At 66.6% G+C, this 13,603-nt stretch carries 16 protein-coding genes; 7 read left to right on the top strand and 9 right to left on the bottom strand.

What is annotated here, in order from left to right:
• Nucleotides 1-7 precede the first annotated feature (7 nt).
• Nucleotides 8-997, top strand: a complete 990-nt coding sequence (locus tag QOD90_RS19740; RefSeq protein WP_526352520.1) for an NAD(P)H-dependent flavin oxidoreductase — start codon at nt 8-10, stop codon at nt 995-997.
• A 104-nt stretch (nt 998-1,101) separates the two neighbouring features.
• Here the strand turns inward: QOD90_RS19740 and QOD90_RS19745 are convergent, their stop codons facing one another.
• Together QOD90_RS19745 and QOD90_RS19750 are read right to left on the bottom strand one after the other, a co-directional pair.
• On the bottom strand, nt 1,102-1,242 hold the full coding sequence (locus QOD90_RS19745) for a hypothetical protein (protein ID WP_526352538.1): 141 nt from the start codon (nt 1,240-1,242) through the stop codon (nt 1,102-1,104).
• Nucleotides 1,243-1,308: 66 nt separating this feature from the next.
• The gene (locus tag QOD90_RS19750) at nt 1,309-1,857 is read right to left on the bottom strand and encodes a DoxX family protein (RefSeq protein WP_526352521.1); all 549 of its coding nucleotides are present in this window, start codon (nt 1,855-1,857) and stop codon (nt 1,309-1,311) included.
• Nucleotides 1,858-2,013: 156 nt separating this feature from the next.
• On the opposite strand from QOD90_RS19750, the gene QOD90_RS19755 reads away from it, so the two are divergent.
• Genes QOD90_RS19755 through QOD90_RS19765 form a run of 3 tightly spaced genes read left to right on the top strand, consistent with a single transcriptional unit; the run spans nt 2,014 to nt 5,637 of the window.
• Complete coding sequence (locus QOD90_RS19755; protein WP_526352522.1) at nt 2,014-4,329, top strand: MMPL family transporter; 2,316 nt, start codon at nt 2,014-2,016, stop codon at nt 4,327-4,329.
• Nucleotides 4,326-5,012 (top strand): TetR/AcrR family transcriptional regulator, encoded by a 687-nt coding sequence (locus QOD90_RS19760; protein ID WP_526352523.1) that lies wholly within the window; start codon nt 4,326-4,328, stop codon nt 5,010-5,012. The genes QOD90_RS19755 and QOD90_RS19760 overlap by 4 nt, the downstream gene beginning before the upstream one ends.
• Nucleotides 5,002-5,637: a class I SAM-dependent methyltransferase gene (locus QOD90_RS19765; RefSeq protein ID WP_526352524.1), complete on the top strand. Its 636-nt coding sequence runs from the start codon at nt 5,002-5,004 to the stop codon at nt 5,635-5,637. The genes QOD90_RS19760 and QOD90_RS19765 overlap by 11 nt, the downstream gene beginning before the upstream one ends.
• Here the strand turns inward: QOD90_RS19765 and QOD90_RS19770 are convergent.
• Entirely contained in the window at nt 5,634-6,347 is a 714-nt protein-coding gene (locus tag QOD90_RS19770) for an SIR2 family NAD-dependent protein deacylase (RefSeq protein WP_526352525.1), read from the bottom strand. The two genes, QOD90_RS19765 and QOD90_RS19770, sit on opposite strands and share 4 nt — an antisense overlap.
• Nucleotides 6,348-6,383: 36 nt before the next feature.
• Between QOD90_RS19770 and QOD90_RS19775 the strand changes: the two genes are divergently transcribed.
• Nucleotides 6,384-6,749 carry an Rv1152 family transcriptional regulator gene (locus QOD90_RS19775; protein WP_526352526.1) on the top strand — a complete coding sequence of 122 codons (366 nt, stop codon included), beginning with the start codon at nt 6,384-6,386 and terminating at the stop codon, nt 6,747-6,749.
• A gap of 22 nt (nt 6,750-6,771) precedes the next feature.
• On the opposite strand, the gene QOD90_RS19780 is transcribed toward QOD90_RS19775, so the two are convergent.
• On the bottom strand, nt 6,772-7,296 hold the full coding sequence (locus tag QOD90_RS19780) for a DUF1697 domain-containing protein (RefSeq protein ID WP_526352527.1): 525 nt from the start codon (nt 7,294-7,296) through the stop codon (nt 6,772-6,774).
• On the bottom strand, nt 7,293-8,144 hold the full coding sequence (locus QOD90_RS19785) for a class I SAM-dependent methyltransferase (protein ID WP_526352528.1): 852 nt from the start codon (nt 8,142-8,144) through the stop codon (nt 7,293-7,295). Before QOD90_RS19785 ends, QOD90_RS19780 begins: the two co-directional genes overlap by 4 nt.
• A 68-nt stretch (nt 8,145-8,212) precedes the next feature.
• On the opposite strand from QOD90_RS19785, the gene QOD90_RS19790 reads away from it, so the two are divergent.
• On the top strand, nt 8,213-8,656 hold the full coding sequence (locus QOD90_RS19790) for a PPOX class F420-dependent oxidoreductase (RefSeq protein WP_526352529.1): 444 nt from the start codon (nt 8,213-8,215) through the stop codon (nt 8,654-8,656).
• A 47-nt stretch (nt 8,657-8,703) separates the two neighbouring features.
• Entirely contained in the window at nt 8,704-8,874 is a 171-nt protein-coding gene (locus QOD90_RS19795) for a DUF5302 family protein (protein WP_526352530.1), read from the top strand.
• On the opposite strand, the gene QOD90_RS19800 is transcribed toward QOD90_RS19795, so the two are convergent.
• The 4 genes from QOD90_RS19800 to QOD90_RS19815 all read right to left on the bottom strand — a co-directional run.
• On the bottom strand, nt 8,871-10,001 hold the full coding sequence (locus tag QOD90_RS19800) for an MFS transporter (RefSeq protein ID WP_526352536.1): 1,131 nt from the start codon (nt 9,999-10,001) through the stop codon (nt 8,871-8,873). The genes QOD90_RS19795 and QOD90_RS19800 overlap by 4 nt on opposite strands.
• Nucleotides 10,002-10,127: 126 nt before the next feature.
• Entirely contained in the window at nt 10,128-11,756 is a 1,629-nt protein-coding gene (locus QOD90_RS19805) for a monocarboxylic acid transporter (protein ID WP_526352531.1), read from the bottom strand.
• Nucleotides 11,753-12,043, bottom strand: coding sequence for a DUF485 domain-containing protein (locus QOD90_RS19810; protein ID WP_526352537.1), 291 nt, complete (start codon nt 12,041-12,043; stop codon nt 11,753-11,755). Before QOD90_RS19810 ends, QOD90_RS19805 begins: the two co-directional genes overlap by 4 nt.
• Before the next feature lie 193 nt (nt 12,044-12,236).
• A partial coding sequence (locus tag QOD90_RS19815; RefSeq protein WP_526352532.1) for a sodium:solute symporter family transporter occupies nt 12,237-13,603 on the bottom strand: 1,367 nt, incomplete at its 5' end.

The raw sequence follows: 13,603 nt of genomic DNA on the forward strand, positions 1-13,603 counted from the left end.
GACGCAGATGACCATCACGACGAAGTTCACCGAGGTATTCGGGGTCGAGCACCCCATCGCGCAGGGCGGCATGCAGTGGGTCGGCCGTGCGGAACTCGTTGCGGCCGTGGCCAATGCGGGCGGGCTTGGTTTCATCACCGCGCTGACGCAGCCAACGCCCGCCGACCTGGCCCGCGAGATCGCCAAGACCCGCGAGCTGACGGACAAGCCGTTCGGCGTGAACCTGACGATCCTGCCGTCGATCACCCCACCGCCGTATGACGAGTACCGCCAGGTCATCGTCAACGAGGGCATCAAGATCGTCGAGACCGCCGGGTCAAATCCGGCGCCGCACCTGCCGATGTTCCACGACAACGGAATCAAGGTGCTGCACAAGTGCACCTCCGTGCGCCACGGGGTGAAGGCCCAGAGCCTTGGTGTGGACGGCATCAGCATCGACGGGTTCGAGTGCGCAGGCCACCCGGGTGAGGACGACGTTCCCGGGCTCGTCTTGATCCCGGCGGCGGCCAAGCAGATCGAGATCCCGATGATCGCCTCCGGCGGTTTCGGCGATGCGCGTGGTTTGGTCGCGGCGCTGGCATTGGGCGCGGACGGCATCAACATGGGCACGAGATTCATGTGCACCGTCGAGTCCTGCATCCATCAGAACGTCAAGGAAGCGATCGTGGCGGGCGACGAGCGCGGCACCGAGCTGATCTTCCGCAGCCTGCACAACACGGCACGGGTGGCGAGCAACGTGGTGTCACGTGAGGTCGTCGAGATTCTCAAGGGCGGCGGGCAGTTCGAGGACATCAAGGACTTGGTCGCCGGGGTGCGCGGCCGCAAGGTATTCGACGATGGCGACATCGACGCGGGCATCTGGACCGTTGGCACCGTGATGGGCCTGATCGATGACATCCCGACCTGCGACGAACTGATCTCGCGCATCGTGGCTGAGGCCGAGGACCTGATCACCGCGCGATTGGGCGGCATGGTCGCGGAGACCGCGATCGCCTGAGAACATCTCAACGCAGGGCCCGTAGATAGAAGAAGCCGCCGACGGGTAACCGTCGACGGCTCTCTACGCGGGTCAGCGCCCGCGCTCTCGAGATCTAGAAGTTCTTAGACTGCTTGAGCGAGGTCGGGGAACTGCTCGGAGCAGTCACCCTCGACCAGGAAGTCCCCGTGGTACAGGGCTTCGAAATCAACTTTGATGACATCTGCACTGGTGTCGTCGATCCACATGTACTGAACAGTAACCATCACCATTAAGAGTTCTTTGAGTCACGATTCAGAAAACCCTGGCAATTATTACCTCTGAGTAGGGTTCTATGTGGCCGGGTTGCTCGCGTGTAGCGGGTTCGTGCCGTTCAGCAAGACCCAGGTGGCGACGGCCGAACCCACCGCGACCAGGAACAACCCGATCGTCACGGCGCCTGGCCAGTGGGGCCGGCCGAACACCTTCGCGTCCACCGAGTAGCTGCCCGCGCCAGTGAAGAGCAGGGCCGTTGCGGCAAACGCCAGCAGGAACGGGATGTTGAACGGATCCGACCAGAAGGCGGCACCGGAGACGTTGACGGCCCAGGCGTCGATCATCGCCGCGATGATGCCGCAGGCCGCCAGTGGCGTCAGCAAACCCAAGAGCAGCGCGGCACCGCCCGCAATCTCGGTCGCTGTCACCAGGTAGGCGGCGAACGTCGACATCTTCCATCCGTTGCCGATCATGAACTCCGTGGTGGCGTCGAAGCCGAAGGCCTTGATGAGCCCGGCCTGCAGCATCGATGCGGCGACGGCGATCCGGAGAACCAGCAGGCCCAAGTCGTTCAGGGCGGACGAAGAGCCGGTTGTGGTCCGATTGCGCGCGCCGGTAGTCGTCATGGCGACCACCCTAAGGCGTTCTCTGTGAACCTTCTGTTGCCCTCCCGCGAGGGTGAACGATCCGCCACTCGCGGTCGTGCCAGTGAATGGGAACGTATTGACCCGCCTGAGTTACCGTTGATAAGTTAACGCCGATACTGGGCGGAGAGGACTTACGTGCTGCATCGAATCGCGTCGCTGGCGATCGCCGCCCCACGGCGCGTTCTCGCCATTGCAGCGCTGGTCATGGTGGCAGCCGCGGTGTTCGGCATCCCCGTCGCGAAGAGTCTCTCCGCGGGCGGCTTCCAGGACCCCACCTCGGAGTCGTCTGAGGCCGCGCAGCTGCTGAGCGACAAGTTTCACCAAAGCGACATGCAGTTGCTCTTCACCGTCACCTCGCCCGAGGGCGTCAAGAGTCCGAACGCCACCGCGGTGGCAAACGACATCGTCGAGCACCTGAAGCAGTCGCCGCACGTCGCCGACGTCACCTCGGCCTGGACGGTGCCCGCGCAGGCGGCCGCCGAACTCACCAGCAAGGACGGCCAGTCCGGCCTCATCGTCGCGGGCATCACCGGCGGTGAGAACGATGCGCAGAAGTACGCAAAGACCCTGTCGGACGAACTCGGCTACGACCGCTCCGGTGATCAGGGCGCCGTCACGGTGCGAGCGGGCGGAATGGCGATGGTCTACGCGCAGATCAACGAGCAGACCCAAGAGGACCTGCTGATGATGGAGTCGATCGCGATTCCGCTGAGCTTCCTGGTGCTGGTCTGGGTTTTCGGTGGGCTGGTCGCGGCGGCCTTGCCCATGGTCGTCGGTGGCCTTGCGATCGTCGGATCGATGTCGGTGCTGAGGCTCATCACCATGAGCACCGACGTGTCGATCTTCGCGCTGAACCTCTCCACGGCCTTGGGCTTGGCGCTCGCGATCGACTACACCCTGTTGATCATCAGCCGATACCGCGACGAGCTGGCGGACGGTGCGGCGCGCGACGAGGCACTGCGCAGGACCATGGCGACGGCGGGACGCACGGTGCTGTTCTCGGCAACGACGGTCGCGCTGTCGATGCTCGCCATGCTGATCTTCCCCATGTACTTCCTGAAGTCCTTCGCGTACGCGGGCGTCGCCACGGTCGGCTTCGCCGCAGCCGCCGCGGTGATCGTCACGCCGGCGGCCATCTGGCTGCTCGGCGACAGGCTGACGGCCCTGGACGTCCGTACGCCGTTGCGCCGCATCACCCGTCGACCCGAACCGGCTCCCAAGGCCGCCGAGCAGCTGTTCTGGTATCGCTCCACCAAGGCGGTGATGCGCAATGCGGTCCCCGTCGGGCTGGCAGTCGTCGTGCTGCTGCTGGCCCTTGGCGCCCCCTTCCTCGGCGTCAAGTGGGGATTCCCAGACGAACGCGTGCTGCCGGCGTCGGCATCGGCACACCAGGTGGGCGATCAACTGCGCGACGACTACGTGAACAATTCGTCTACCGCGGTGCCGATCGTCGTGCCGGACGCGAACGGATTACCGCAAGCAGACCTCGAGCGGTACGCCGCCGACCTGTCGCGGGTGCCGGACGTCTCGTCGGTCTCTGCCCCGACGGGGACCTTCGTCGCAGGCAAGAAGGTCGGCCCGCCGTCCACCGCGACGGGCGTCGGCGATGGCAGCGCGCTGCTCACCGTCGGTAGCAGCGCTTCGCTGTTCAGCGACGAGTCGGAGACCCAGCTCGACAGACTGCACGACGTGGCGGGTCCTGGCGGTCGGGACGTGCAGTTCGCGGGCATCGCGCAGGTGAACCGCGACAGCGTCGAGGCGATCACCACCCGCCTGCCGTGGGTACTCGGGCTGATCGCCGTCATCACCTTCGGTCTGCTCTTTCTGCTCACCGGCAGCGTCGTGCTACCGCTGAAAGCCGTTGTGCTGAACGTCTTGTCGTTGACCGCGGCGTTCGGAGCGCTGGTGTGGATCTTCCAGGAGGGCCACCTCGGCGCGTTCGGCACCACCTCGACGGGCACGTTGGTCGCCAACATGCCGGTGCTGCTGTTCTGCATCGCGTTCGGGCTCTCGATGGACTACGAGGTCTTCCTCGTCGCCCGAATCCGAGAGTTCTGGCTGAAGCTTCGCCCGCGGGCCGGCGCGACCCACGCGGCGCAACGAGCGGCCAACGACGAGAGCGTTGCCCTCGGCTTGGCCCACACCGGCCGAGTCATCACCGCCGCCGCCCTGGTGATGTCGATTTCGTTCGCCGCGCTGATCGCCGCACAGGTGTCGTTCATGCGCATGTTCGGTGTCGGTTTGACCCTCGCGGTGGTGGTGGATGCGACCCTCGTCCGCATGATGCTGGTTCCTGCCTTCATGCACCTGCTCGGTCGCTGGAACTGGTGGGCGCCAAGGCCGTTGGTCAGATTGCACGAGCGCATCGGCATCAGCGAGTCGGGACCGGAAGGCGACGACGAAACGACCGGACCGCAGGGTGGTCTCGTCGACCGAAGATTGCTGACGTGACGGTCGAGCCGTTGAAGCGTCGTCGGGCCCCGCGGGGCTCCGGTGAACATCTTCGCGACGAGATACTCGACGCCACCACCGATCTGCTGATGGAGACGGGCCACGCCAAGGCGGTGTCCATTCGTTCCGTCGCCCAGCGCGTCGGGGTCACGCCACCATCGATCTATCTGCACTTCGCCGACAAGGACGCTCTGCTGGATGCGGTGTGCGCCAGGTACTTCGAGGCGCTCGACCAGGTGATGCAACAGGTGGTGCTTGATCAGCCGTCGACGATCGATCGACTCCGTGCGCAGGGTCTGGCATACGTCCGGTTCGCCATGCAGAACCCGGAGCTGTACCGGATCGCCACGATGGGCGAGGGCAGGCCGGGCAGCGACGTCGACATGACACTGAACAGTTCCGCGTTCGTACACATGCGCGCGACCATCGAGTCACTGATGGAGGAGGCGGTCTACCCGCCGGGTGATGCGACGATGGCGGCGCTGGAACTCTGGACCGTGGCCCACGGCGTTGCGGCACTAGCCATTTCACGTCCGTACCTACCGTTCGGCGATCTCGAGGCGTTCGCCGACCGGGTGATGCGGTCGGCGTGCTGCGGCCACATCGCGACGGGAATGTTGGGACTCGACGTGCCACCGCAAGAGGCCGTCGCACTGATGAAGGAACTCGCCAATGACGGATAGCACCGTGGACAACCCGTTCTTCGCCCGGCTGTGGTCGAGGATGTCCACCCACGAGCCGGAATCGATCCGCCGACTGCGGCGCGAGAATCTCGCGGGGCTGTCGGGCCGGGTGCTCGAGGTCGGGGCGGGCACCGGCACCAACTTCGCCTTCTACCCCGCGACCGTGACCCAGGTGGTCGCGGTCGAGCCGGAACGGCGACTCGCGGTCATCGCGCGACGGGCCGCCGAGGCGGCATCCGTGCCCGTCACGGTCAGTACCGACACCGTCGAGACGTACCAGGCCGGGGAGCCGTTCGACGCGGTCGTCTGCTCGCTGGTGCTGTGCTCGGTCGACGAGCCGGACGATGTTCTGCGGCAACTGTTCTCGATGCTGCGGCCCGGTGGCGAACTGCGCTACCTCGAGCACGTCGCGAGTGTTGGAGCGCGGGCGCGAATTCAGAGACTCGCCGACGCCACGGTGTGGCCGCGATTGCTCGGCAACTGCCACACCCATCGGGACACCGAACGGTCGATCGTCGACGCCGGCTTCGAGGTCCAGACAGCCAGGCACGACTGGGTGCTGCCGGCCTGGGTGCCGCTACCGGTGTCGGAGACCGCCATCGGCAGGGCCGTCAGACCTGCTTAGCCGAGAAGTACGGGCAGCCGCTGGAGCAGTCCCGGCAATGCCGTCGCGGAGGTCTCCCGCAGCGAGATCGTGACCCGGTCCGACAACGGCGTCTCCTCGGGATTCACCTCGATGACGGGAATGCCCTCGGCCAGCGCCAACTCGGGCAGGCCCGCCGCCGGATAGACGATCGCGGAGGTGCCGACCACGATGGCCACGTCGGCGCGGCGGACGGCCTCCACTGAACGGTCCCATGCCTCCGTCGGCAGCTGTTCGCCGAACCAGACCACGTCGGGCCGGATCAGGCCACCGCATCGGCACCTCGGCGGCTCGACCGTCTCGATCGGCTGTGGCATCGCGGGCAGCGGGCCCTTGTATCCCAATTCGCAACGGTCACAACGGAAACTGAACAGGCTGCCGTGCAGGTGATACACCTGAGCGCTGCCTGCGCGCTCGTGCAGGTCGTCGACGTTCTGGGTGACGACGTGCACCTCGGCGCCGTCCTGCCAGGCGGCTACCGCACGGTGACCGTCGTTGGGTTCGACGGACTTCATCATGTAGTGCCGCCACAGGTACCACGCCCAGACCTTCTCCGGATGGCGTCGCCAGCCGTCGGAACTGGAGATCTCATATGGGTCGACCTTGGCCCAAAGACCCGTCTCGACGTCGCGGAACGTCGGTACGCCGCTCTCGGCGGACATACCCGCCCCGCTGAGCACCGTCACCTGCACGCCACCAAACTAGCCGCTTTTTGTGATACTGGGCACGTGGCCGATTTGGGGGAGTGGGTGCGAGTCGATCCGGACGGTGCCAGGCCGCTGTTCGATCAACTGCGGACGCAGATCATCGGGGGCGTCCGGGACGGCAGGCTGCCACCGGGCACCAGGCTGCCGACCGTCCGCGACCTGGCGCACGAGCTGACCATGGCGGTCAACACGGTGGCGCGTGCCTACCGCGAACTCGAGGCGGCCGGGATGCTGGAAACCCGCGGCAGGTTCGGCACCTTCGTTGCCAGAGTCGATCCCGCCGATGCGGCGATGGCCACGGCCGCGCACACCTACGCGGCCGCGGCCAAGGCGCTGGGAGTCGGCAAGGCCGACGCGCTGCGCTACGTCGAAGCGGCCTTCGGCTAACCGAATTCGTGCGACGAGTTGCTCACTTCGCGAGCACCTTCTCGATGGTCCTCAGGTTGCGGGTGGTGGTGGACGACTTGTACCGCTTCTTGCCCATGGTCTTGCCGATGGTCGAGTCGAGCGTCCCGGATCGCGGCACCTGCCAGTAGACGACGCCCTTGCCGCGTTTCAGCTTCTCGTCGGGTCCGGCGTCCTTCGCCAGGGCCGCAAGCTCGCCGAGCACGTCGGCCCCCGTCACGAAGGTGACGTAGGAGTGGTGACCGTCGACTTCGCGCTCGAAGGGAAAGGCCTCCGACACCGCCCGTACCGCGTCGAAGTCGTAGGCGAGCACCCAGGCGTCGTAGCCGAACGTGTCGCGCAGCGCCTTCTCGGCCTTCTTCCGGACCGCGTCCACACCTGCGCCGCTCGTCAGCAGGACGTTGCCGCTGGCCAGAACGGTCGTGACGTCGGAGAAACCGGCGTCGGTCAAGGCCGCCGCGACATCGGCCATCTTGAGGTTCACCCCGCCGACGTTGACGCCACGGAGGAAGGCCACGTATCGCGTCATCCGAACTCCAGGAGGGTGATGCTTGGCCGATTCCGGCGCAGCGGGCCGATGCGGTCGAGGGCAGGCAGCGCCATCACCTTCCACACTCCCCGACCGGAGGGCAATGCGATGTCTCGCGCCGCTCGGACGCCGGGGACCGTGCCCGCGATCGAGAGTGCCTCGTCGGCCGACTGGCCGAAGGGCATCGGTGGGGCAAGGTAGCGCGGCGAGAGCTTGAAGCCCTTCAGCGTGCGGTTGCTGAACCAGCGCGGGATCGAGTCGAACATCATCTGGCCGCCCGGGAAGCGGGCGGCGCAGTCGGCGATCAGGCCGAGCGCGTCTTCCGGCTCGAGGTACATCAACAGGCCTTCGGCGGTGATGAACACGCCGTCCGTCGCGTCGACCCTGTCCATCCAACTGCGGTCCAGCGCGGACTGGGCGATGTCGACGATGCGGTCCTCCGCCGGGAGGAGCTGGCTTCTCAGCTCCATGACGGGCGGTAGATCGATTGAATACCAGGTGGATTCGGCCAGCGCGCCCGTGCGGTCGAGGCGCCAGAAGCTGGTCTGCAAACCCTCGGCCAATGCCACCACCGACGCGTTCGGATGGGCCGTCAGGTACTGGCGTGCGGCGACGTCGAACGCGACCGCGCGCAGCGCGTGCGACTGGTTGGGCTTGCCGAACTTGAGGTAGTCGTAGGAGATCGTGTCGAGCAGGGTGACCGCCCACGGATCGCGGATCACGCCGTCGGACCGCTTGGCCTCGGTGCCGCGGTTGTGCAGTGTCCACAGCGTCGTGGCAGAGACACCTTCCAACGCGGTTCCGTCGATCCTGGGCGAGCGAAGCGACGGGGGAGGATCCGTGGTCATGACTTCATCGTAGGGATCGAACTGCGGAATCGGGCCGCCCGCCGGTGCGCGGTCGTACGCTGGCGAACATGACACGCGACGTGTTCGACGACAAGCTGTTGGCCTTGATCTGCGGCAACTCGCTGGGTGTTCTCGCCACCATCAAGAAGGACGGCAGACCGCAGCTGTCCAACGTCGCGTATCACTACGAGGCGCGCGAGGTGGCCATCCGAGTCTCGATCACCGAACCGCGCGCCAAGACCCGCAATTTGCGGCGGGACCCGCGTGCGTCGATCCACGTCAGCTCCGACGACGGCTGGGCCTACGCGGTCGCGGAGGGTGACGTCATCCTCACGCCGCCGGCCTCGGCGCCGGACGACGAGACCGTGGAGGGGCTGATTGCGTTGCACCGCAACATCGCCGGGGAACATCCCGACTGGGACGACTACCGCAGGGCCATGGTCGACGACCGGCGCGTGTTGATGACGATGCCCATCACTCACCTCTACGGGATGCCGCCGGGCATGCGCTGAGCGAAAACCCGTCGATCCAATGGTCCGCTGCAGGCTAGTCTTGGGCCATGGCCGAGGAACCCGAGGACGAGAACAAGCGCAAGTTCCGCGAGGCGCTCGAGCGCAAGAAGTCCAACGCCGGTGGCGGCACCGACCACAAGGACGGTGGACGCAAGCACGGACCGCGCAAGACCGGCCCCGCCGAGGCGCACCGGGAGTTCCGCCGCAAGAGCGGCTAACCAGCCTGCCGTCGTTCCTGAAGGATGATCGCCACCAGGCAGATCGCGGCGAGCACCGCGGTCGCGATGGCGAAGCTGACCCCTGCGGTGCGTAGCCCCAGGTGCTGGGACGCGAAACCCTCACCGACCACCGGCACCGCGATGGCGACGTAAGCCACCACGAAGTAGGTCGAGCTGACCTCCGCGCGGCGGTCGGCGGGTGCGAGTTCGGCGACGGCGGCCAGCCCGCGGCTGAAGCTGATGCCCTGCCCGATGCCTGCCACGACGGCGGCGGCGACCAGTGCCGGGAGCGACGAGAAGTGCAGCGCGACGGCGAGAATCAGCATGCCGACGACCAAGATCGCGCAGCCGATCGCGATGGCTCGTCGGGGCGGAATGCGACGCGCCGACAACTGCGCGACCGCCGAGGCGACGAAGATCGAGCTCGCGACGACCCCGGCGATGGCGTGGTTGTCGATGCCGATGACCGACCTGACGAACGTGGGCACCACGGCCATGAACAGCCCCGTCACGGCGAAACCTGCGAACGCCGCCGTCGCGGCGGTGACGAAGACGGGCCGCATCTCGGCGGGCACCGAGAGTCGTTGGAAACCAATGCTTCCGGTGCGCGCCGATGTCTCCGGCGCCAGCAACACCGCGCCGATGACCAGCACCACCAAGACGATGTGGACGATGAAGGGCAGCTTCAGGGGGACGGGAGCGTATTGCACCAACGCCCCGGCAAGCAGCGGCCCTGCGCCCAACCCGCCGATGTTCGCGACGGTGGCGATCGCGGTCGCGCGGTCGCGCTGATCAGCGGGGGCGGCCTCGACGATGGCTGCGGTCGCGGTACCGGTGAAGATGCCTGCCGACAGTCCCGACAGCACGCGGCCCACCAGCAGTAGCGGGACGTCGTCGGCGAACAGGAACACCACGGCGCTGGCCAGTGCGAAACCCGCGCCGGCGAGCAGCATCGGGCGCCTGCCGAGCGCGTCGGACCACCGCCCGAACACCAGCAGCGCGGTCAGCACGCCGACCGCGTAGGTGGAGAAGATGACCGTGGTCGTCAGCACCGCGAAGTGCATGCGGTCCGCATACAGCGCGTAGATCGGCGTCGGCAGTGTGGTGCCAAGCATGATCGCGGCCATCGAGTAGGCCAACAGCGCGAAGCCGAACCGCCTGCGGGTAGACGTGGGCTGCGGTTCGGTCACTCGGACAATCGTAGGCACCTGGCTGTCAACGCCGGGAAGCCGCGTGGGCTTCCCGGCGGGGGACTAATGCGCGATCGCCTTCTCGGCGCCCACCCCCGTGAGCGACCGGACCTCCATCTCGGCGTCGAGCGTGGGATCGCCGGGAACCTTCGACGTCAGCGTGCCGACGATGCCGAGGATGAACGCCAGCGGGATCGACACGATGCCCGGGTTGGCCAGCGGGAACCAGGCGAAGTCCACGCTGGGGATCATTGCGGTCTTCGCACCGGACACGGCGGGGGAGAAGATGATCAGGACCAGTGTCGAGACCAGCCCGCCGTACATGCTCCACAGTGCGCCGCGGGTGTTGAACCGTTTCCAGTACAGCGAGTAGACGATGGTCGGCAGATTGGCAGCGGCGGCGATCGCGAAGGCCAGCGCCACCAGAAAGGCGATGTTCTGGCCGTTGGCCAGAATGCCGAGCCCGATCGCGACGATACCGAGCACCACCGCGGTGATCCGGGAAACCCGCACCTGGTCCTTCTCGTCGACGTTCCCCTTCTTGATGACACTTGCGTAGATGTCGTGCGCGAATGATGCCGATGCGGTGATGGTCAGGCCTGCGACAACGGCCAGGATCGTCGCGAAGGCCACCGCGGAGATCACGCCGAGCAGGATCACCCCGCCCAGTTCGAACGCCAGCAGCGGTGCGGCCGAATTCTGTCCGCCTGCCGCGGCGAGGATGCGGTCCGGCCCCACCAGCGCTGCCGCGCCGTAGCCCAGCACCAGCGTGAAGAGGTAGAAGGCGCCGATCAGGCCGATCGCCCACACCACTGACCTGCGGGCCTCCTTGGCGGTGGGCACGGTGTAGAAGCGCATCAGCACATGCGGCAGACCCGCAGTACCAAGGACCAATGCCAGCGCGAGGGACAAGAAGTTGATCTGCGAGGTCACCGACCCGCCATACTGCGCGCCCGGTGCGAGCACGTTGCGTTCGGCGACACCCTTGGTGGTGGCCTCGGAAACGGCCGACTGCGCCGAGCCGAGGATCTCGGAGAAGTTGAACCCGAACTTGCCGAGCACCATCAGCGTCATCACGGCTGCGCCGAAGATCAGCAGGACGGCCTTGATGATCTGGACCCAGGTGGTGCCCTTCATGCCGCCGACGAGGACGTAGACGATCATCAGGACACCAACCACGGCGATCACGATCGACTGCCCGCTTCGGCTCTTGATGTCGAGCAGCAACGCGACGAGTCCACCAGCGCCCGCCATCTGCGCCAACAGGTAGAACAGCGACACGGTGAGCGTCGACGTCGCCGCCGCCATTCGGACCGGGCGCTGCTTGAGCCGGAAGCTCAGCACGTCGGCCATCGTGAATCTGCCTGTGTTGCGTAGTAATTCGGCGACCAACAGCAGTGCGACGAGCCACGCGACGAGAAAACCGATGGAGTACAGGAAGCCGTCGTACCCGTAGACGGCGATCGCGCCCGCGATGCCGAGGAAGCTGGCCGCCGACAGGTAGTCACCCGCGATGGCGATGCCGTTCTGCGGGCCGGAGAACGCCCTTCCGCCGGTGAAGAATTCGTCGGCGGTCGCGTTCTTCTTGCTGGCCCGGATCACCACGATCATCGTGATGACCACGAACAGCGCGAAGATGCCGATGTTGGCCACCGGGTTGCCGATGGTTTCGCCTGCTGCGAGAAACGTCATTGCTCGGTGCCTTCCATCTCGGAGCGGATCGCCGCGGCCCTCGGGTCCAGTTCCCGGTTGGCGAAGCGCACGTACAGGCCGGTGATGACGAAGGTGGTCACGAACTGGCCGAGACCGATGAGCAGGCCGACGTTGACGTTGCCGAACACGTGGGTGGCCATGAAGTCATGGGCGAACGCCCCGAGCAGAACGTAGGTGGCGTACCAGACGAGAAAGAACGCCGTCATGGGAAAGACGAAGCGGCGCAGGCGTGTCCGGAGTTCCTGAAACTCGGGACTCGCCTGCATGTCCACGAACTGCTGGGCCGTATTGGCCGTCTGCCTATCGGTGGGCGCCACCGTGATGCTCCTGACACTGGAAGTAGAATTCTGCTGCCAGCCTATTGAGACTCACGTCACATACTCAGCACATTCGCAGGATCGAACGCCGAAGCCGGGGTGACCTGCGGTGAGCGGTGCCCCGGTGGCGACGAACGGTCGCCTATTCGTGCGGCAGTCGCTCGACGCCCAATCCGAGTCGTTCCGGGACGTGCATGCGGGCGAAGGTCCTGGCCACGTCGGGGGGCCTGGACGACGCGGTGAAGAGGCTCACCACCACCATCACGATGAAGGCAAGGGGGACGGTGAACGCGGCGGGATATCCCACCACGGCCGCGGGCCATCCACCGAGCAGCGTGTCGTCGATGCCGCCGGCGACGGCCAGCGTCGTCGCCGCGCCGGAGGCCAGCCCGCCGACCACCAGCCCGCAGGCGGCGCCGACGCTCGTCAGGCCGCGCCACCAGATGCCTAGCACCAGCAGCGGACACAGCGTGGATGCGGCGACCGCGAAGACCAGACCCACGCTGCGGGACAGCTCCAGGGACGAGGCCAGCAGCGCCAGCGGAATCGGCACCATGCCACCGACGATCGCGGCGACCCGGAAGTCGCGAACGCGTCCACCCAAGACGTCGGTCGACAACGCGCCGGCGATGCTGACGAGCAGGCCGGACGACGTCGCGAGGAAGGCGGCGATGGCCCCCGCAGCCACCAGGGCGGCGAGCACCGCGCCGACGCCGCCACCGATCGCCGCGCCCGGGAGCAAAAGCACCGCCGCGTCCGCTGTGCCGGTGATGAGGAGCTGCGGAACGAACTGTCTGGCGAACACGCCGAGCAGCGTTGGGAAGAGGTAGAACAGCGACAGCAGGGCGATCACGGCCAGCGCCGTCCGCCTGGCCGCCGTGCCGTCGGGATTGGTGTAGAAGCGCACCAGGACGTGAGGCAGTCCCATGGTGCCGAGGAAGGTGGCGATGATGATCGAGATCACTTGGTACAGAGGATGATTACCGCCGAGACCGCGCCCGGACGCGAGCCATTCATCGCCCGAGCTGGGGGCGCCCGCGACCACCGGCGTCGCCGAGCCCGCCGCGAGCTTCAGCGTCGTCCCATGGGTCAGTGTGTACCGACCGGGTGAGGCGAAGGGGGTGTCGGTCATCCGGAAGCCGTCGACGTCGCCGGTCACCGTGATGCCTGCCGGCTCGGCAACCTGCACGACGACGTCGGTCTCGACGGTGACCGTCGTCTGGTGCTGGACGGTGGGCGGCAGCGGGCCGCCGAGATTCGTGCCACCGCCAGTGAAGAGGACGAGCAGGGCCAACGCGGGCACCGCGATCGCGGTGAGCTTCAACCAGTACTGGAAGGCCTGCACGAACGTGATGGAACGCATGCCGCCACCGACGACATTGATGACGACGATGCCGCCGACGGCCACCGGACCGAGCCATACCGGCAATCCGAGAGTGGTCTTCAATGCGAGACCGGCACCCTGGTACTGGGGGACGAGGTAGAAGATGCAGATGACGACCACGACCA

Source organism: Mycobacterium sp., from assembly GCF_032161845.1.
Lineage (GTDB): Bacteria > Actinomycetota > Actinomycetes > Mycobacteriales > Mycobacteriaceae > Mycobacterium.

Bases quoted from the DNA above. Each gene is read 5' to 3' on its own strand.
- QOD90_RS19765 (WP_526352524.1), top strand. From the start codon at position 5,002: ATGACGGATAGCACCGTGGACAACCCGTTCTTCGCCCGGCTGTGGTCG.
- QOD90_RS19800 (WP_526352536.1), bottom strand. From the start codon at position 10,001: ATGGCCGCGATCATGCTTGGCACCACACTGCCGACGCCGATCTACGCG.
- QOD90_RS19795 (WP_526352530.1), top strand. From the start codon at position 8,704: ATGGCCGAGGAACCCGAGGACGAGAACAAGCGCAAGTTCCGCGAGGCG.
- QOD90_RS19740 (WP_526352520.1), top strand. From the start codon at position 8: ATGACCATCACGACGAAGTTCACCGAGGTATTCGGGGTCGAGCACCCC.
- QOD90_RS19785 (WP_526352528.1), bottom strand. From the start codon at position 8,144: ATGACCACGGATCCTCCCCCGTCGCTTCGCTCGCCCAGGATCGACGGA.
- QOD90_RS19780 (WP_526352527.1), bottom strand. From the start codon at position 7,296: ATGACGCGATACGTGGCCTTCCTCCGTGGCGTCAACGTCGGCGGGGTG.
- QOD90_RS19810 (WP_526352537.1), bottom strand. From the start codon at position 12,043: ATGCAGGCGAGTCCCGAGTTTCAGGAACTCCGGACACGCCTGCGCCGC.
- QOD90_RS19790 (WP_526352529.1), top strand. From the start codon at position 8,213: ATGACACGCGACGTGTTCGACGACAAGCTGTTGGCCTTGATCTGCGGC.
- QOD90_RS19745 (WP_526352538.1), bottom strand. From the start codon at position 1,242: ATGGTTACTGTTCAGTACATGTGGATCGACGACACCAGTGCAGATGTC.
- QOD90_RS19750 (WP_526352521.1), bottom strand. From the start codon at position 1,857: ATGACGACTACCGGCGCGCGCAATCGGACCACAACCGGCTCTTCGTCC.
- QOD90_RS19805 (WP_526352531.1), bottom strand. From the start codon at position 11,756: ATGACGTTTCTCGCAGCAGGCGAAACCATCGGCAACCCGGTGGCCAAC.